Consider the following 17,104-nt stretch of genomic DNA (forward strand, 5'->3'; position numbering starts at 1 on the left):
CCGCCACCACCAATGCCAGCTTGTTCCACCATTCCCATTCGCTCATTTTGAACCAAGCCATTTCGCTTTCTCCATTCGGTGTTCAGGCTACCTGAAAATATGCCTACCCGATTTTTCAGGCAGCCTTGCACATTCTTCACAAACAAGCAATTAAGTCTACCTGATAACCATGATTGTCTCCTAAGAACAGTTAAAGAATACAAGGCCAAGATGCGCAAACCAGCTCGCGCTCATTCAACAAAGGCTACCTGAAACCCATTTCAGGTAGCCTCTTATCAACTCAGCTTCGCCGCATGTTCCCTGGTTTCATGGAACACAATATCCGACCAGCGTTCCTGCGTCAGGTTCAGGTTCACGCGGTTGGGCGCGAGGTAGGCGAGGTTGCCGCCTGCGTCTACCGCCAGATTGCCCGCGTTGGCTTTTTCAAACTCCGCCAGCTTTTTCTTGTCTTCACACGATACCCAGCGTGCCGACCAAATGGATGCGCTGTCAAACACGGCTTCTACGCCGTATTCGTTGGCCAGCCGCGAGGTAACGACTTCAAACTGCAACACGCCGACCGCGCCCAAAATCAAATCCGCGCCGCTCATGGGTTTGAAGACCTGTACCGCGCCTTCTTCGCCGAGCTGTTGCAAACCTTTTTGCAGTTGCTTGATTTTCAACGGGTTTTTGATGCGTACGCTGCGGAACAGTTCGGGCGCGAAGAAGGGGATGCCGGTGAACGCCAGTTGTTCGCCTTCGGAGAAGCTGTCGCCGATTTGGATGTTGCCGTGGTTCGGGATGCCGATGATGTCGCCCGCGTAGGCTTCTTCCACCAGCTCGCGGTCGTGCGACATGAAGGTAACCACGCTGGAGGCGGCGATTTCGCGGTTGATGCGCAGGTGTTTCATCTTCATGCCGCGCTCGAATTTGCCGGAGCAGACGCGCAAAAAGGCGATGCGGTCGCGGTGTTTCGGATCCATATTAGCTTGGATTTTAAAGATAAATCCGGAAAACTTTGGCTCGTCCGGCTCGACCATGCGCACGGTCGCATCGCGCGGTTTCGGTGCGGGCGCCCAGTCAATCAATGAATTGAGGATTTCCTGAATACCGAAGTTGTTAATCGCCGAGCCGAAGAACACGGGTGTGAGGCTACCTGAAAGAAATTCGTCAAGATTAAACTCGTTGGAAGCAGCCTGCACTAATTCGATTTCGTCGCGCAACTGCTGGATTTCCAGCGGAAAGCGTTGTTCCAATTCGGGATTGTCTATGCCTTTGATGATGTCGAACTCGTGCGGCAGACGTTCGCCGCCGGCTTCAAAGAGATAGATTTCGTCGTTCAGGATGTGGTACACGCCCTTGAAGTTTTTGCCCATGCCGATCGGCCAGGTTACTGGCGCGCAGCGGATTTTTAAAATATTTTCCACTTCGTCCAACAATTCCAAAGAATCGCGCACTTCGCGGTCATATTTGTTCATGAACGTGACAATCGGCGTATTGCGCAGGCGGCAGACGTTCAAGAGTTTGATGGTTTGCGCTTCCACGCCTTTTGCCGCGTCGATGACCATCAAGGCGCTGTCGACGGCGGTCAAAACGCGGTAGGTGTCTTCGGAGAAGTCTTGGTGTCCCGGCGTGTCCAAGAGGTTGACGGTGTGGTCTTTGTAGTCGAACTGCATCACGCTTGATGCCACGGAAATGCCGCGCTGCTTCTCGATTTCCATCCAGTCGGAGGTGGCGAATTTGCCGGTTTTCTTGCCTTTTACCGTACCCGCGCTCTGAATCGCACCTGAAAACAGCAGTAGCTTTTCGGTCAGCGTGGTTTTACCCGCGTCGGGGTGGGAAATGATGGCAAATGTGCGGCGGCGGCGCACTTGGTCTGGAATATTGGACATGGCGGAAAATCCGAATTGAAAACGACGTATTTTAACATATTGCCGTGTAGGGAAAGGCTACCTGAAAGCATGAGCAATAATGAAGTTAAAAATCTATCCGCCCGATTTTTCAGGTAGCCTTCCCCTTGTATAATGCCACCTTTGTTTATTTTCCCGCCGTCTTGCCATGTCCGACCTATTCGCCCCCGCCGCGCTTTCTGTTTCCGAGCTCAACCATTTGGCCAAAAACCTGCTGGAAGACCAGCTTGCCGGGCTGTGGGTGGGCGGCGAAGTGTCGAATTTGGTGAAGGCGGCGAGCGGGCACTATTATTTTGTTTTAAAAGACCAACGCGCCCAGGTGCGCTGCACTTTGTTTAAGCATGCCGCCCGTTCGCTGGCCGCGCTGTTGCGCGAGGGCGAGGAAGTGGAGGTGTTGGGCAAAATCACGCTGTATGAGGCGCGCGGGGAGTTTCAGATTAATGTGCAGGAAGTGCGGCGCAAGGGGCTGGGGCAGCTGTTTGAGGCTTATGAGCGGCTGAAGCAGCGCCTGCAGGCGGAAGGGCTGTTCGCCGCAGAGCGCAAACGACCGCTGCCTACCGCGCCGCAGTGTATCGGCGTGGTCACCAGCCTAGCGGCGGCTGCATTGCGCGATGTGGTCACCACGTTGCGGCGGCGTGCGCCGGATGTGCGCGTGGTGGTGTATCCCACGGCGGTGCAGGGCGCGGGCAGCGAGTTTCAGGTAGCCTCGGCCATTGCGGCGGCGGCGGAACATGCGCAGGCAGATGTGCTGATTGTGTGCCGTGGCGGGGGCAGTATTGAGGATTTGTGGGCGTTTAACGAAGAAGCGGCGGTGCGCGCGGTGGCGGCCTGCCCGATTCCGGTGGTGAGCGGGGTGGGGCACGAAACCGATTTCACGCTCACGGATTTTGCCGCCGACGTGCGCGCACCCACGCCCACCGCCGCTGCTGAGCTGGCCAGCCCGAACCGTTTGGAGCAACTGGACAAAATGTGCCGCCTGCATAGCCATATGCGCCACACGCTGCAACGGCGCTGTACAGACGCGGCGCAACGGCTCGATTGGCATGCCGCGCAGTTGCGCCATCCGCGCCAGAAATGGCAGGAACAGCAGGCTGGCTTGTTGCGCAGCCGCCAAATGCTTGCCGACAATATGCTGCGCCACCTGCACCACAAACAGGAGCAGCTGACCTACTTGGTCGAACTATGTCGCCGCAGCCGGCCACAAGTGCAGACTGCTGTGCGGCAGCTACAAACACAGGCTATACAACTCAACCGCTACATGGCCGCACTCTTGGCACAAAAGCAGGCACAGTGCCAAAAGCAGGTGGGCATTTTGGATGCCCTCTCGCCACAACACACGTTGTCGCGCGGCTATAGCGTGATTACCGACCGTACGGGCAAAGTGGTGCGCGATGCGGGCAGACTGCACAGCGGGCAGGTGTTGCAGCTGCATTTCGAAACCGGCACGGCCAAGGCGCAGGTGTTGCCGCAGCGTACCGGGCAGCAGGATTTGTTTGATTAGCGCGTGCAAATATCGCTGCAGCAATTTTTTCCTGCGAGGTGGCACAAGCCAATGCAATCAAGAAACATCATCGCTGTAGTTATAGTTTTTCAGGTAGCCTCACTATAGGAAGGCTACCTGAAAAAGCAAAACGGCTTCTTTTGCGGAAGCCGTTTGTTGTTTGACCGATACGTTTATGTCACGGTAAAACCTTCTGCCGAGATGGCAGCTTTGAATGTTTCAAGGTCGAAGCCTTCGCCGTGTGTAATGACTACGCGGCCATTGTCATGATTAGCATTCACCATTCTCACACCCGCAACAGTTTCGCCCTTCAAAACCAAGCGATCCTCATCCGTTTTGTGCTTCATACCGGATACTTGAATCAACGTTTGTGGCATATTAACCTCTAAATATTAAGTTGATTGAAAACAAAGATCTGGCCATACTGCACTGTTTTTTACAATTATGCGGCCGTGTATCACAAAAATATTGTTCACACTTTGTTACGCGTTTCCCCCAACATCCTTGCTGCATCAAACAGGCAATGTATACATTTTGCCTAGGTAGCGGCAACTTGTCCAGCATTATTAAGGGGGGCCATATTCGTTGCTCGGTGTGTGGCAGCACACCCTAATGCTGCCAATGGCGCATTTGGTAAGATGTTGATGGATACGCAAAGTTGGATAACTATAGTGGATTAACTTTAAATCAGTAAGGCATTGGCTCGCTTTGCCGTTACGTGTGTACTATTTGTACTTGCCACCTTGTTCTGATTCTTGTTGGGTCACTATTATAAAGAGGTGGAAAAATGATCAGTATTTTTGACATGTTCAAAATCGGTATCGGCCCGTCCAGTTTGCATACCGTGGGACTGATGCGTGCTGGTATACTGTTTCGCAAACAGCTTATCAAACAGGGACTGCTGGATAAGATTGCTCGGTTTAGCGCCCATGTGTACGGCTCGCTCTCTTTCACTGGCAAAAACCACGGCATAGACCACACCATCATCGGCAGCCTGGCGGGCTACGAGCCGGATACAGTAGATACCACCGCCTCCCCCGAATTCATCGCGCAAGTATTGCACGGCAAAACCCTCACCGACATTGGCGGCCACTACACCCCGTTTGACTACGAACGCGACTTCATGTTCCATTCTTCCTTCCGCTACACGAAAACGGCATGCGCCTGGAAGCCTATGTCGGCGATGAGTTGGTGGCGCAGGAAGTGTTTTACTCCATCGGCGGCGGTTTTGTGGTAACCGAAAAACAGTTTGCCGACAGCGGCAAGCAATCTACCCCGGTGAATGTGCCCTATCCCTACACCAATGCTGAAGATCTCATCCGCCAGTGCAACGAGCATAATCTCACCCTCTCTGAATTGATGTTCCGCAACGAATGCGCCCTGCGGCCGGAGCAGGAAGTACGCGACTATGTACGCACTGTGTGGCAAACCATGAGCGATTGCATCCAGCGTGGCCTGCACGCCGAAGGTGTGCTGCCCGGCCCTATGCGAATACCACGGCGTGCGCCGCTTTCACGCAAACAATTTGAAAAGAATGGGTTAAACGAGAGAGACCCGATGGCTGCGGTGGACTGGGTAAATATGGTGGCCTTCGCCGTCAACGAAGAAAATGCGGCGGGCGGACGGGTGGTTACCGCGCCCACCAACGGCGCCTGCGGCATCGTGCCCACTGTGTTGGCCTACTACGACCACTTTATTTTCAAAGCCGATGACGAACACATCCTGCGTTATTTAATCACGGCCAGCGCCATCGGCAGCCTGTATAAAATGAATGCCTCCATTTCCGGCGCGGAAGTAGGCTGCCAGGGCGAAGTGGGCGTGGCCTGCTCCATGGCCGCCGCCGGGCTGACCGAGATTCAAGGCGGCACTGTCGAACAAGTGTGCATTGCCGCCGAAATCGCCATGGAGCACCATCTCGGCCTCACTTGCGACCCGGTGGGCGGCCAAGTGCAGGTGCCGTGCATCGAGCGCAACGCCATTTCCTCCATCAAAGCCATCAACGCCTCGCGCATGGCGCTGCAACGCACCACCGATCCCATAGTGTCACTGGATGAAGTAATCAAAACCATGTATGAAACCGGCAAAGATATGAACCCGAAATACCGCGAAACCTCTACCGGCGGCTTGGCCACACATGTGGTGCATGTGATGTGTTGAGACTTAATGCTGTTTAGTGCCGCAGAGACAGGAAGGCTACCTGAAAATGATTTTTCAGGTAGCCTTCTGATTGCAGCCACAGCCAAAACGATTATTCTCCCTGCCAAGCGACAAACAATAAAGCTACTTGCAAAGCGCGCCTACTCCAGCGTGAATGAAACGCTTTAGCTATACGATATTAACGGTTTGCCTGTTACCCATTTCCCCCCAACTGCCGCCATCCTTTACCATACACTTTTTTACGCGCTTGAAAAGTTTTGTTTTAATGTTTGCCCGAACGCCAGATAGACCAGATAATCCACAAGCTGTTGGCAAAGGCCAAGAGATAGCCGAGAAAGCCCAGAAACGAGAGGCCGAACAGCTTCGGGCCGATATTGCTGCTGAGCAGGATGGACGAGCCGATAATCAGAGCCGCCGTTACCATGCCCATGGTCAGCCGGTTGGCGCTATATTCCAAGTGCCGGTTCAGGGTATCGAGGCGTTTCAAATCCAGGTTCACGTTTAGCCGGCCGCTTTGCAGATTGCGGTTGAGACGCAGCAGGTTTTTGGGCAAATCGCCCAGCATCTGCCCCAGCATACGGCTTTGCGTGCGGCTTCTGCGCCAAAGCTGCTGCGGCGAAAGGCGCTGACGGATAACTTTCTGCACAATCGGTTTGGCGTGCTCCAGCAGTTGGAAGCTGCCGTCCAGCCTTTTCACCACGCCTTCGAGGGTGAGCAGGGCTTTGAACAGCATCACCAAATCGCCCGGCAAGACCAGCTCGTGCTCGCGCATGATGCGGGTTAAATCGTTGATCACCTGGCTGACGCGCAAATCGCGCACGGCGGTGTGTTCGTAGTCGAGCAGCATTTCCATCACATCGGCGCCGAGCAGATCCTCATCGGGAACATCGCCCTGTGCCCAGTTGCTCAGAATATATTGCACGGCAAACGGGTCGCGGTGGATAAGGGCTTCAATCAGCGCATTGATTTCCTGCCGACGCACCGGATTCAGGTAGCCTGTCATGCCGAAGTCGATCAGGCCGATGCGCAAATCGGGATAGACAAAGATGTTGCCCGGGTGTGGATCGGCATGAAACAGGCCCTGCCCCAGTATCATATCGAGCAGCACGTCGGTGATGCGGCAAGCCAGAATATGCCGCTCTTCAGCGCCCAGCAATTCGATGTTGGTATCTTTCAGCAGGGTTGCAGCCACATACTCCTGCACCAGCACCTGCCGGTTGCTGTATTCGGGATATACCTTGGGAATGTGCACCGCCGGATGGTTGGCATACAGCGCAGCAAACCGCTGCAAATGGCGCATTTCAGCCAGCAAATCGGTTTCCCTGGCCAGGCTTTTGGCAAAATATTGCACCATCTGCACCGGCTGATAGCGGCGGGTTTCCGGCATTTCCGATTCGGTGAGCTGCGCCAGATGGGTTAGAATACGCAAATCTGCCCGGATGAGCGGTTCGATATCCGGCCGGCGCACCTTTACCGCCACCTCGCTGCCGTCGAGCAGCACCGCGCGGTGCACCTGCGCGATGGAGGCGCTGCCCAAAGGCTCGCTGTCGATGTGCTGAAACACCTGCTCCGGCGGGCAGCCCAGCTGCTCGGTGAGCATGGAGAGAATTGCCTCGAAGGGCAAGGGATTCGCACTGCTTTGCAGATGCTCGAATTCCTCAATCCATTCGGCGTTGAAAATATCAACCCGGGTGGCCAAAATCTGGCCGAGCTTGATAAAGGTTGGCCCCAGCTCCTCAAACGCCAGCCGGAAACGATGCGCCGTGCTCGAATCACCAGCATCTTCCTGCGCGGCTGAGCCGCCGAGCCAAGAAGCCCGGTTCAGCTTAATCCGGCTGAGAAAACCGCCCAAACCGTGCCGCGCCAGCGTGGCCACGATTTGACGCAAACGATTGATGTCGCCCAAAGCGGGCATGGCAGATCTAACCATACAGCCCCCTTGCGGAACCAGTGTCCGCACAAACAGATACACAGCATAACATACGCGCCCACCCGTGCGCACAAACTGCCCCTATTGCACACTGCTCGGCCAAACACATTGCCGCGCCTTACCGCACTATGCTATAACATGGGCAAAACAAGAAAGTTTCAGATTGATGAAGTGGATAAAACAAGCAACCCTCTGCGCCCTGGCCGCCCTTGCTTTCGGCCTCGCTCCCGCCGCATACGCCGCCCCGGAAGGATTGGATAACGACGCACTCGAGCGCCTGATCCGCGAACGCACCAGCCACAGCAACAATGCCCCCGCATCCAGCCGACAGTCTTCATCTTCCGGCAGCCGCTCTTCCTCAGGCAGCCAAGACGAAGCCGGCGACCTCATCATGAATGCCATGAGCCTCATCGGCCTCTCCTACCGCTTTGGTGGCAACTCCCCCACCCAAGGCCTCGATTGCAGCGGCTTCATGCAATATATCTTCAAACGCAGCATGGGCATTACCCTGCCGCGCACTTCCGCCGAGATGGCCACCGTAGGCCAGCAGGTTGACCGTGCCAATCTCAAACCCGGCGACATGGTATTTTTCGGCGGCGGCGGCCGCGTTTCCCACGTCGGTATGTATATCGGCAACGACCGCTTCATCCACGCCCCGCGCACCGGTCGCGACATCGAAATCACCAGTATGAACGGCACCTACTGGAAAAACCGCTACATTACCGCCCGACGGGTAGACCGCTCCACCCGCTTCACCCGCTAAAGGCCTGCATCATGAATATGCCCGCCATGCCCAAATGGCACAGTGACGACGGCAGCATCGTATCGTGCACCGAAAAAGTGAAAGTGATGCAGGAAAACATGCAAGAACTCTACCAGCTCGCGCAAGATACCTTCGAAGACGCCCTATTGATGGGCTGCAGCGAAAAACAAGTGCGCGAATTCCTGCAAGATTTGGTACGCAGCGTGCATAACCCGTATAACTAATGCAGGCGGTATCTGCTGATTAAGGAAAGGCTACCTGAAACGCAAATGTGTTTTCAGGTAGCCTTTTTGCGATGGAGACGGAATAAATGAAAACAATACAAACGCATTTGGGTGAATGGAAAAGGTGCGGGAAGAAACAACGGACAGAGTTTCCCTGGTGGGGAAGTTTTTGGAGATGCCGGTGTCGGTTGAGCTTGGATCAGCTGGTGTTGAGTGGGTGGATTTTGATTTTATTCAAGACAAGGTATCCAAGTTGGCCCAAATGAAAGTGGCAGACTGAATTGTTTTTTGAACACATTGCCAGAAATAGCCCCGATTTATTGGATATGGCTGCAGAGGACGCAATTGGCGGATTGCCGGGATTGCGTTTCTTGTTCTGAAATTGCGTTTAGCGGCGGGGCGGAGAATTGGAGCATTGTTTATCGGGAAAGCGTGTTTCCGATTGCGGAGCCGTATGGGATTTTGGTGAATTATTTGGGGGGACGGTGTAGTAGGGGTTGAAGATATATCGGATGCGGAGGAGTGCTTGTGAGTAGTTTTGAGGCTGCCTGAAAATTGGCGGCCTGATATAAAACAGCACGGTATTAAATCGGGCATAACCGCTATATAATCTATACTATATAATTAAACTATTTCCACACACGCCGAAACCCATATGGATTTAACCAACCATTTCCTCATCGCCATGCCCGATATGCAGGATAATTTCTTTGCCGACAGCGTGGTGTATGTTTGCTCCTATTCCGCCGAAGGCTGCATGGGCGTGATCATCAACAAGCCTTCGCCGCTGCCGTTGCGGCAGATTCTGTCTGCCCAGCAGCACGCCGAGCCGCAGCATTTGTTTGACGACTATATCTTCTTGGGCGGCCCGGTGCAGGTGGACCGCGGGTTTGTGCTGCACAGCCCGGCGGGCAACTGGATGAGCAGCATCATCGTGGGAGACAGCCTCGCCCTCACCTCCTCCGGCGATATTCTTCCCCACCTGCACGACGAACAAAGCGTGAAACAGGCCATGCTGTTTATGGGCTACACCGGCTGGAGCGCCGGCCAGCTCGAGCGCGAGCTGGCAGAAAACAGCTGGCTCACCGTGCCTGCCAGCGAACACATCATCTTCGGCATGCCGCACGAGCAGCGCTACCACGCCGCCATGTCGCTGCTTAATATTGCACCCGAACAACTCATCCGAACCGGCGGCCATGCTTAATATTCCACACGGTATCACGCTGGCCTTCGATTTCGGCGAAACCCGCATCGGCGTGGCGCAGGGCGACGCCGAAGTGGGCATTGCCCACCCGCTGGCCACCATCAGCGGCGAGGGCAACGACAAAAAATTTGCCACCATTGCCGCCCTGGTGGCCGAATGGCGGCCGGTGCAATTCGTGGTGGGGCTGCCGCTTTCCACCGACGGCAGCGAACACGAAATGACCCGTTTGGCCCGCAAGTTCGGCCACCGCCTCAATGGCCGCTTCGGCCTGCCCGTGTATTGGGCAGACGAGCGGCTCACCTCGCTCTATGCCGCCGAACTCCTCAACCAAACCGGCCTGCGCGGCCGCAAACAAAAGCCCGTGCTCGACCAAGTGGCCGCGCAGGCGATTTTGCAGGGCTTCTTTGAAGGGGGCTGGGTGGAAGAGTTTCACGGTTGATCGCATGAAGGCTACCTGAAAACGGGAGTGAGGTTTCAGGTAGCCTTTTGGCAATGTGCAGGCAAATCTTTGGAGCTATATGCTGCCCGTTGCCATCTGGTTTGATCTATCCCCACTCAAATAATTAAGGATGAAAACATGAAACTAAAATTATGGCCAGCCATATTGGTGCTGTTGCCCGTGGTGGCTTTAGCCAAGCCTGCTCCGCGCGGCGAAGAAATCGTTTATTTCAGCGCGCCGCCGGCAGGTTTTGAAATCGGTTATCGGGCTTCGCAGGGCGGGCAGACGATTGTGGAGCTGGTGCCGAGAGGACAGACAGTGCAAAACTGGGAGCGGATGGTTACCCTGCAAACCTTCGCCGGCTACACCCGCTCGGTAAGTGATTTTCGCCGCGCGGTGTCGGACGGCTGGCGGCGCGCCTGCCCGAGCGGCAACACAATCAATCTGAGCGAGGGGCAGGAAAACGGCTATCCTTTCGCTTTTTGGCAAATGACCTGCGAGCGCAACCCGCAAAGCGGCAGGCCGGAATACACTTGGATAAAAGCGATGCGGGGCGAACGTGCGCTTTATGTGGAGCAATACGCTTTCCGCCACTTGCCGAGCCGGGCGGATCTGACCGATGCGGCCCGCCGCCTGCGCGGTATGTCGCTGTGCGATACGCGGCCGGGTAGGGCACGCCAGCATCCTTGCGGCCGTCGTTAGAAATGTGGGAAAGGCTACTTGAAAGCTCACTATATCCGCTTTCAGGTAGCCTTTAAGCTGAATGCTGCTGTATGCTTGTCGGGCAGGGAACTGTCTGTATGGCAAAGCTAAACTACGGTGATGTGGTAAGAGTTGGCTGAAGTTTTTCAGGTAGCCTGTGGGGGAAAGGGGCTACCTGAAAACATATGGGCTGCTTCTCGACAGTTCCGAAGCCAAACAGCAATCTGCCCCGATTACCCCGTTCCGTTATCATGCTTCCCGTTTGGATTTGCAGGTATGCGGAACCGCAACGACTGGGTGTGGAAACATTTTTACCGGTGGAAGCATTCAACAATTTGGCGTTCGACTGCCTTTGCTGCGGCGGCTTGAAAAAACAGGGCGGCGGGGTATAATCGCGCCCAATTAGTCGGGGTGCCGCCTTGGGCGGCTGAGAGGATACCCGTTGTACCTGATCCGGTTAGCACCGGCGTAGGGAACTATCAGGCAGAGGGCTGCGGGCGGCGTGTGCGGTTCAGGTTACTTTGCCCTCATCCGGAATGGATGGGCTTCTTCTCAGCTTTGCATTGTCCCTCGGCTTGGTATGCCGGGCTTTTTATGCGCGTTTGATATGCGGCTCGGTGAAGTGGTTTCTTAAATATCATAGAGGAAACAATTTGATGGAACAGCAGGCAGATAAACTTTCGGTTACCGCTTCGGCGGTGATTTGGTTTGGGGCGGCGGTGTCGGTGGCGGAAATCCTCACCGGCATGCTGTTTGCGCCGTTGGGTTGGCGCATGGGGCTTTTGGCGGTGGCGATTGGCCATGTGATCGGCGGGGTGCTGTTTTATCTGGCCGGGCTGATCGGGGCGCAAACGGGGCGCAGTGCGATGGAAACGGTGCAGCTTTCCTTCGGCCGGCGCGGCTCGCTGCTGTTTTCGGCGGCCAACGTGGTGCAGCTGGTGGGCTGGACGGCAATTATGATTTTCACCGGGGCGCAGGCTGCGGCGGCGCTCACGGCAGGCTGGAGCGGTGCGCAGATAGGCTGGAGCGTGATTATCGGTGCGCTGATTTTGCTGTGGCTGCGTATTGGGATGCGGAATTTCAGCAAAATCAATTTTGTGTCGATGGGGACGTTGTTTACACTGACGCTGTGGCTGAGTGTTCAGGTAGCCTCCGGCAAGCCGGCGGCAGCCGGGCAGGCAGATGCGGAGGCGATGAGTTTCGGGCTGGCGGTGGAGCTGGCGGCGGTGATGCCGCTGTCGTGGCTGCCGCTGGTGTCGGACTACACGCGCCGTGCAGCCAAGGCGCGGGCAGCCACGCTTTCGGCTACGCTGGCTTATTTCTGCACCAGCTCGTGGATGTATGCTATCGGGCTGGCGGCGGCACTGTTTGCCGGCCAGAGCGAAATCGCGCCGATGCTGCAATATGCCGGGCTGGGCGCGGCCGGGATTTTGGTGGTGGTGGTGTCCACGGTGAGCACGACGTTTTTGGATGCGTATTCGGCCGGGGTGAGCTTCCACAGCATCAGCAGCCGTTTTGGTGAAGTGGCGGTGGCGGCGGCGGTTACGCTGCTGGGCACGCTGCTGGCGCTGGTGTTTGATGTGAGCCGTTTTGAAGGGTTTCTGTATTTTATCGGCTCGGTGTTTGCGCCGATGATTGCGGTACAGATTGCGGATTATTTTGTGCTGAAACGCAAGCCGGCTTCGGGGGAAGTGGATTGGGTGAGCCTGGTCTTGTGGCTGGCGGGCTTTGTGTTTTACCGCCTGATGCTGCAATGGCAGCCGCTGCTGGGCACCACGCTGCCGGTGATTGCGGCCACGTTTGCGCTGACGCTGCTGGTGCGTAAGTTGCTGCCGGCGTCGGACGGGGCGGCAGTGCACGAAAGTTGAGTAGAACCAAGAGCAAAAGGCTACCTGAAAAATTTCAGGTAGCCTTTCGTTTTGTTGTAGATGGAGGAAAGTCTGTTCCCCACCATTTTTCAGGTAGCCGCTATCCGAAGGCTACCTGAAATTTTTGGCGGGTATCAGCCATTAAACACGGGCAGGATATTGGCGCGGCTGAGGATTTGGGCGGCTACGTTGGCCAGCCCGAAGAAGAACACCCAAGCCATCAGCCATTTCCCACCGTACACGCGGTAGCCTTTGCCTTCGCCGAATTTTTTGCGGCAGGCGTAGAGCAGTAGGGCGGGCACGAATGCGGTCCACACGGTGGCTGCGAAGCCGACGTAGCTGATGGCGAGCACGAAGCCGGTGGGGAACAGCAGGCAGGCAACGAGCGGGGGCAGGAAGGTGAGGGCGGCGGCTTTGCTGCGGCCGGCGCGGCTGGTGCCGAAGCCGAACAGGTCGGTGAGGTAGTCGAGCAGGCCGAGGGTTACGCCGAGGAAGGAGGAGGCGATGGCCATGTAGGAAAACAGTGAGAGCACGCGCACCAGCCCGCTGCCGGCCACTTGGGAGAGGGCGGTGAGCAGAGCGGCCACGTTGTCTTGCGCGGCAATCACGGGGCCGAATTGGCTGCGCGGCAGGTTGCCTTGCACGGCGAATTGCCAGAGGGCGTAGATCGCCAGCGCCACCAAGGTGCCGAGCCAGAGCGAGCGGGCCACTTTTTTGGCGTCGCCACGGAAGTAGTCGAATAGGCCGGACACGTTGCCGTGAAAACCGAAGGAGGCGAGGCAGACGGGCAGGGCGGTACCGAGGTAGATCCAGTAGCTGCCGTTTCCGCTGCTGGCAGTATCGAATAATACGGCGGGCTGGGCGGAAAGGAGCAGGCCGCCGTTGGCCCAGAGGAAGGTCATAATCATGCCGCCGATGAGGATGGTGGTGCCGCGGTCTACCCAGAAGGTGGACCACCATACGCAACCGGCGAAGATGAGGGCAAACACGATCTGCCCCACCCATAGCGGCGCTTGGAGGGCTTGGGCGGTGAGGTTACCGCCGGTGAAGATGTAGGCATAGGTGAGCAGATAGAGCACAAAGGCTACGGAGAGGCCGGTGATGATGCTCCAGCCGCGGCCGAGCAGGTCTTTAACGATGGTGTCGAAGTTGGCGCCGGGCGGGTAGTGGGTGGTGGCTTCGAGAATCATTAGGCCGCTGGAGAGCATGGAGAACCAGGTGTAGAGCAGCACGATGAGCGAACCGGCAAACCAGATGCCGGCGGTGGCGGTGGGGTTGGCGAGCATGCCGGCGCCGATTACGGTGCCGGCGATAATCATGGCGCCGCCGAGTACGGAGGGTTTTTGATTCATGGCGATGTGGGTATGGAGTGGGTTTTGGGTATGGTTAAAGCACTGAATTGCTTCCTGCTGCGTTGGCTTGCCTTGCTGTCTGTGGCTCACCGCCATGTAGGAACAAATCATTGCTTCTGCCACACCCTGGGGCAGGAAAATGAAACGGCCGCCCAAATCTGCAGCGGCCGGAGGCGAAATTATACAGGGCAGGGGCTTGGCTTGACTATATGATTTGCGATTTTTGTGAACCTGGTTTTTGGCATATTCTCACGTTATTGCTTATTTAATGGCGTTTAGTTTTTAATATGCAGTTTTGTTGTCATGTTGTTGCTTGGATGTTGTCTAGCAGGCAGATCATACTGTTTGAGCCAGAGGCTACCTGAAAATAAATTGTTAGCTTTGCAGAAACGGGCAAAGCTCGTTGGAACTTTGTTGAAGCCTTATGTTTTCAGGTAGCATGTGGCGTAGAACAAGTAACTTGCTGCTCACGTGGCAACTGTATTGGCTGTGTAATGCTGCATATGTTTCAACTAGAGAAAAAGGCTACCTGAAAATACCGGATAGGGTTTCAGGTAGCCTTTTCAATCAGGCAGGGCGTTTGGTTTAGAACAGAGCGTCAATCTCTTGCGAGGGTACTGCGCCGCCACCGCCGTTTTGCGGCTGTACCGGCTCTACCGCGGTTTCTTCCGGGATCACCGGATCGCCGCCTGCGGCTTGGATATCTTCGGCATCAGGAGTGGCGCCACGGTTGTCGATAGCCAGGCGCGGGCTGGTGCTCTGCTGCTCTTGCAGGAAGTATTCGCCGCCATTGCGGACAATCTTCGCGGGCATCGGCATGCCTTTTTGCGGTACTCCTTTGAGTGCGTAGCGCATGTATTCCACCCATACGGGCAGGGCGATCGTGCCGCCAAAGCCGGCGCGGCCCATGCTGCGCGGTTTGTCGAAACCGATATACACCACGCCCACCAAGTCGGGATTGAAACCGGCAAACCAGGCATCTTTGTTTTCGTTGGTGGTACCGGTTTTACCGGCAATATCACGTCGGCCCAGTGCGTTGGCGCGGGCACCGGTACCTCGGCGCACCACGTCTTGCATGATGGTATACATGATGTAGGCGTTGCGCGGATCAATAACCTGCGGCGCGCTTTCGCCGGCCACCAAAGGTTTCATCTGGGCATGCAGACGGCCTTGGTTATTTTCAATACGGTCAATCACATAGGGCGATACTTTATAGCCGCCGTTGGCAAATACGGCATAGGCCTGCGCCATTTGCAGCGGGGTAGCCACGCCACTACCCAAGGCCATAGACAGCGAATCGGGAACCTGGCGGGCATTGAAGCCGAAACGCTGTACGTATTGATGCACTTCGTGCACACCGAGTGCCATCACGATGCGGATAGAAACCATATTTTTAGACGCAGTAAGCGCCTGGCGTAGGGTGATGAAGCCAGAGTAGCGGCCATCAGAGTTTTTCGGACGCCACGGACGGCCGCCGCTACCCATGCCGGGCAATTCGATCGGGGCATCATTGATGGTGGTGGCGGCAGTCATCCCTTTGGCCAAAGCAGCGGAGTACACAAAGGGCTTGAAGGTAGATCCGGGCTGGCGCTCGGCCTGAGTGGCACGGTTGAAGCTCTTACTATGGAAGTCGAAACCGCCCACCAAGGCGCGGATGGCGCCAGTTTTGCTGTCTAATGCCACAAATGCGCCTTGCAGCTCGGGCATTTGGCTGATTTGCCAGCCGCGATCGAGTTTGCGCACGCGGATAACCGCACCGGGGCGGATGGCATTGTCTTTACCGTTGTTGATAGTACGCGCTACATAGTTGAGTGCATTGCCGCTGATTTTGATGCGGTTGCCGCCTTGTGTGTAGGCCTCTATCGAAGAGCGGTTGGCTTGCAACACCACAGCCGGTTGTAGACCGGCTACAGTGTAAACTGTATCCAGATATTGATCTAGGTTTTCATCCAAGGCGTCGGCTTCTATCGTTTTTAAATCGATAAATGCTTCTGCACCACGATAAGCACCCAGCCCGAAGCCTTTCAGGGCACGGCGCAGGGCTAGGGTGGCCACTCTTTGGCTTTCTGAGCTAACGGTGGTGTACACACGGAAGCCTTGAGTATAGGCATCTTCGCCGTATCGATCGTACATTTCTTGGCGAACCATTTCAGCTACATATAGAGAGTTTTGGTCAATCTCTACCTGTTGGCGTCGGTAATGCAATTCTTCAGCCAGCGCTTGGTCACGTTCCGCGGGCGTAATCATCTTTTCTTCAACCATATTGTTGAGAATATAACGCTGGCGCAAACGGGCACGTTCGGGGTTCACGATCGGGTTGAAAGAAGAAGGTGCTTTAGGCAGGCCGGCCAGGATGGTGGCTTCGGCCAAAGTCAGTTCTTTAACTGGCTTATTGAAGTAAATCTGCGAAGCGGCAGCAAAGCCGTAGGCACGCTGACCCAAGTAGATTTGGTTGAAATACAGCTCCAAAATCTGTTGTTTGCTTAGCGATTGCTCGATTTTGTAGGCCAATAATGCCTCATTGAACTTACGGCGGTAGCTGCGCTCGTTGGTGAGGTAAAAGTTGCGGGCTACCTGCTGGGTAATAGTACTGGCACCAGATTGCACACCGCCGGCACGGAAGTTGCCAATCAGAGCACGCGCCACGCCAGTAACGTCTACCCCCCAGTGTTGATAGAAGCGTTTATCTTCTGCAGCGATAACGGCATTGATCAATATCGGTGGGAATTCGTCGATTTTAGTAAACGCACGGCGCTCTTCGCCATACATACCGATGAGCTTGCCATCTGATGAATAAATAGTTAGCGGCATCCTGGGTTGATAATTTGTTACTATCTCTAAGCTGGGTAGTTTCGGGTAGGTTGCTAAAACTGCAATAGCCAGCAATCCGATACCGAACAAGGCTAGCCCCAATAATAATCCAAAGACAGTTTTAAATATTTTTCTAAACATAGTTACAAATTTTTCTATCAATAAGTACTTTGATTAAAGTAAACTATACCTTAATTTATGCAAGAAAACGCAAAACCTGATATAAATTTACCTGTGACCGTTCAATTGGTCTTTCAAAGGGAG

At 55.4% G+C, this 17,104-nt stretch carries 13 protein-coding genes, 1 pseudogene and 1 riboswitch; of the genes and pseudogenes, 9 read left to right on the forward strand and 5 right to left on the reverse strand.

Annotated features, from left to right (window positions below):
• Nucleotides 1-275: 275 nt before the first annotated feature.
• Nucleotides 276-1,871: a peptide chain release factor 3 gene (locus A7P99_RS00005; protein ID WP_067686130.1), complete on the reverse strand. Its 1,596-nt coding sequence runs from the start codon at nucleotides 1,869-1,871 to the stop codon at nucleotides 276-278.
• Between the two features lie 166 nt (nucleotides 1,872-2,037).
• Between A7P99_RS00005 and xseA the strand changes: the two genes are divergently transcribed.
• The gene (gene xseA / locus A7P99_RS00010) at nucleotides 2,038-3,390 is read left to right on the forward strand and encodes an exodeoxyribonuclease VII large subunit (protein ID WP_067446142.1); all 1,353 of its coding nucleotides are present in this window, start codon (nucleotides 2,038-2,040) and stop codon (nucleotides 3,388-3,390) included.
• 173 nt (nucleotides 3,391-3,563) lie between these two features.
• Here the strand turns inward: xseA and A7P99_RS00015 are convergent, their stop codons facing one another.
• Complete coding sequence (locus A7P99_RS00015; RefSeq protein ID WP_345840829.1) at nucleotides 3,564-3,737, reverse strand: hypothetical protein; 174 nt, start codon at nucleotides 3,735-3,737, stop codon at nucleotides 3,564-3,566.
• A gap of 506 nt (nucleotides 3,738-4,243) precedes the next feature.
• Between A7P99_RS00015 and A7P99_RS10625 the strand changes: the two are divergent.
• Nucleotides 4,244-4,575: pseudogene (locus A7P99_RS10625) on the forward strand (serine dehydratase beta chain); the annotation flags it as partial.
• Nucleotides 4,549-5,547, forward strand: a complete 999-nt coding sequence (locus A7P99_RS00020; protein WP_304438351.1) for an L-serine ammonia-lyase — start codon at nucleotides 4,549-4,551, stop codon at nucleotides 5,545-5,547. The pseudogene A7P99_RS10625 and the gene A7P99_RS00020, both read left to right, overlap by 27 nt.
• A gap of 262 nt (nucleotides 5,548-5,809) precedes the next feature.
• Here the strand turns inward: A7P99_RS00020 and A7P99_RS00025 are convergent, their stop codons facing one another.
• Nucleotides 5,810-7,477, reverse strand: a complete 1,668-nt coding sequence (locus A7P99_RS00025; protein ID WP_067527500.1) for an AarF/ABC1/UbiB kinase family protein — start codon at nucleotides 7,475-7,477, stop codon at nucleotides 5,810-5,812.
• A gap of 166 nt (nucleotides 7,478-7,643) precedes the next feature.
• On the opposite strand from A7P99_RS00025, the gene A7P99_RS00030 reads away from it, so the two are divergent.
• From A7P99_RS00030 to cytX, 6 genes are all read left to right on the forward strand, one after another.
• Nucleotides 7,644-8,240, forward strand: a complete 597-nt coding sequence (locus A7P99_RS00030) for a C40 family peptidase (RefSeq protein ID WP_049258120.1) — start codon at nucleotides 7,644-7,646, stop codon at nucleotides 8,238-8,240.
• Between the two features lie 11 nt (nucleotides 8,241-8,251).
• Complete coding sequence (locus tag A7P99_RS00035; RefSeq protein WP_067446154.1) at nucleotides 8,252-8,464, forward strand: hypothetical protein; 213 nt, start codon at nucleotides 8,252-8,254, stop codon at nucleotides 8,462-8,464.
• A gap of 655 nt (nucleotides 8,465-9,119) precedes the next feature.
• Nucleotides 9,120-9,668, forward strand: coding sequence for a YqgE/AlgH family protein (locus tag A7P99_RS00040; RefSeq protein ID WP_067686133.1), 549 nt, complete (start codon nucleotides 9,120-9,122; stop codon nucleotides 9,666-9,668).
• Complete coding sequence (gene ruvX / locus A7P99_RS00045) at nucleotides 9,661-10,107, forward strand: Holliday junction resolvase RuvX (protein ID WP_067686136.1); 447 nt, start codon at nucleotides 9,661-9,663, stop codon at nucleotides 10,105-10,107. The genes A7P99_RS00040 and ruvX overlap by 8 nt, the downstream gene beginning before the upstream one ends.
• A gap of 138 nt (nucleotides 10,108-10,245) precedes the next feature.
• Nucleotides 10,246-10,809 (forward strand): hypothetical protein, encoded by a 564-nt coding sequence (locus A7P99_RS00050; RefSeq protein WP_082880627.1) that lies wholly within the window; start codon nucleotides 10,246-10,248, stop codon nucleotides 10,807-10,809.
• 397 nt (nucleotides 10,810-11,206) lie between these two features.
• A riboswitch (TPP riboswitch) is annotated at nucleotides 11,207-11,301 on the forward strand.
• A 164-nt stretch (nucleotides 11,302-11,465) separates the two neighbouring features.
• The gene (gene cytX / locus A7P99_RS00055; protein ID WP_067686139.1) at nucleotides 11,466-12,677 is read left to right on the forward strand and encodes a putative hydroxymethylpyrimidine transporter CytX; all 1,212 of its coding nucleotides are present in this window, start codon (nucleotides 11,466-11,468) and stop codon (nucleotides 12,675-12,677) included.
• A 134-nt stretch (nucleotides 12,678-12,811) separates the two neighbouring features.
• Here the strand turns inward: cytX and A7P99_RS00060 are convergent, their stop codons facing one another.
• Together A7P99_RS00060 and A7P99_RS00065 are read right to left on the reverse strand one after the other, a co-directional pair.
• Nucleotides 12,812-14,029 (reverse strand): aromatic amino acid transporter, encoded by a 1,218-nt coding sequence (locus tag A7P99_RS00060; protein WP_067447308.1) that lies wholly within the window; start codon nucleotides 14,027-14,029, stop codon nucleotides 12,812-12,814.
• Between the two features lie 585 nt (nucleotides 14,030-14,614).
• Nucleotides 14,615-16,981, reverse strand: coding sequence for a penicillin-binding protein 1A (locus A7P99_RS00065; RefSeq protein ID WP_067446168.1), 2,367 nt, complete (start codon nucleotides 16,979-16,981; stop codon nucleotides 14,615-14,617).
• Nucleotides 16,982-17,104: the final 123 nt, after the last annotated feature.

Source organism: Eikenella sp. NML120348, assembly GCF_001648435.1.
Lineage (GTDB): Bacteria > Pseudomonadota > Gammaproteobacteria > Burkholderiales > Neisseriaceae > Eikenella > Eikenella exigua.

Coding starts and splice junctions, on each gene's coding strand:
- A7P99_RS00005 (WP_067686130.1), bottom strand. CDS start 1,871: ATGTCCAATATTCCAGACCAAGTGCGCCGCCGCCGCACATTTGCCATC.
- xseA (WP_067446142.1), top strand. CDS start 2,038: ATGTCCGACCTATTCGCCCCCGCCGCGCTTTCTGTTTCCGAGCTCAAC.
- A7P99_RS00035 (WP_067446154.1), top strand. CDS start 8,252: ATGAATATGCCCGCCATGCCCAAATGGCACAGTGACGACGGCAGCATC.
- A7P99_RS00015 (WP_345840829.1), bottom strand. CDS start 3,737: ATGAAGCACAAAACGGATGAGGATCGCTTGGTTTTGAAGGGCGAAACT.
- A7P99_RS00020 (WP_304438351.1), top strand. CDS start 4,549: ATGCGCCTGGAAGCCTATGTCGGCGATGAGTTGGTGGCGCAGGAAGTG.
- cytX (WP_067686139.1), top strand. CDS start 11,466: ATGGAACAGCAGGCAGATAAACTTTCGGTTACCGCTTCGGCGGTGATT.
- A7P99_RS00025 (WP_067527500.1), bottom strand. CDS start 7,477: ATGGTTAGATCTGCCATGCCCGCTTTGGGCGACATCAATCGTTTGCGT.
- A7P99_RS00065 (WP_067446168.1), bottom strand. CDS start 16,981: ATGTTTAGAAAAATATTTAAAACTGTCTTTGGATTATTATTGGGGCTA.
- A7P99_RS00040 (WP_067686133.1), top strand. CDS start 9,120: ATGGATTTAACCAACCATTTCCTCATCGCCATGCCCGATATGCAGGAT.
- A7P99_RS00050 (WP_082880627.1), top strand. CDS start 10,246: ATGAAACTAAAATTATGGCCAGCCATATTGGTGCTGTTGCCCGTGGTG.
- ruvX (WP_067686136.1), top strand. CDS start 9,661: ATGCTTAATATTCCACACGGTATCACGCTGGCCTTCGATTTCGGCGAA.
- A7P99_RS00060 (WP_067447308.1), bottom strand. CDS start 14,029: ATGAATCAAAAACCCTCCGTACTCGGCGGCGCCATGATTATCGCCGGC.
- A7P99_RS00030 (WP_049258120.1), top strand. CDS start 7,644: ATGAAGTGGATAAAACAAGCAACCCTCTGCGCCCTGGCCGCCCTTGCT.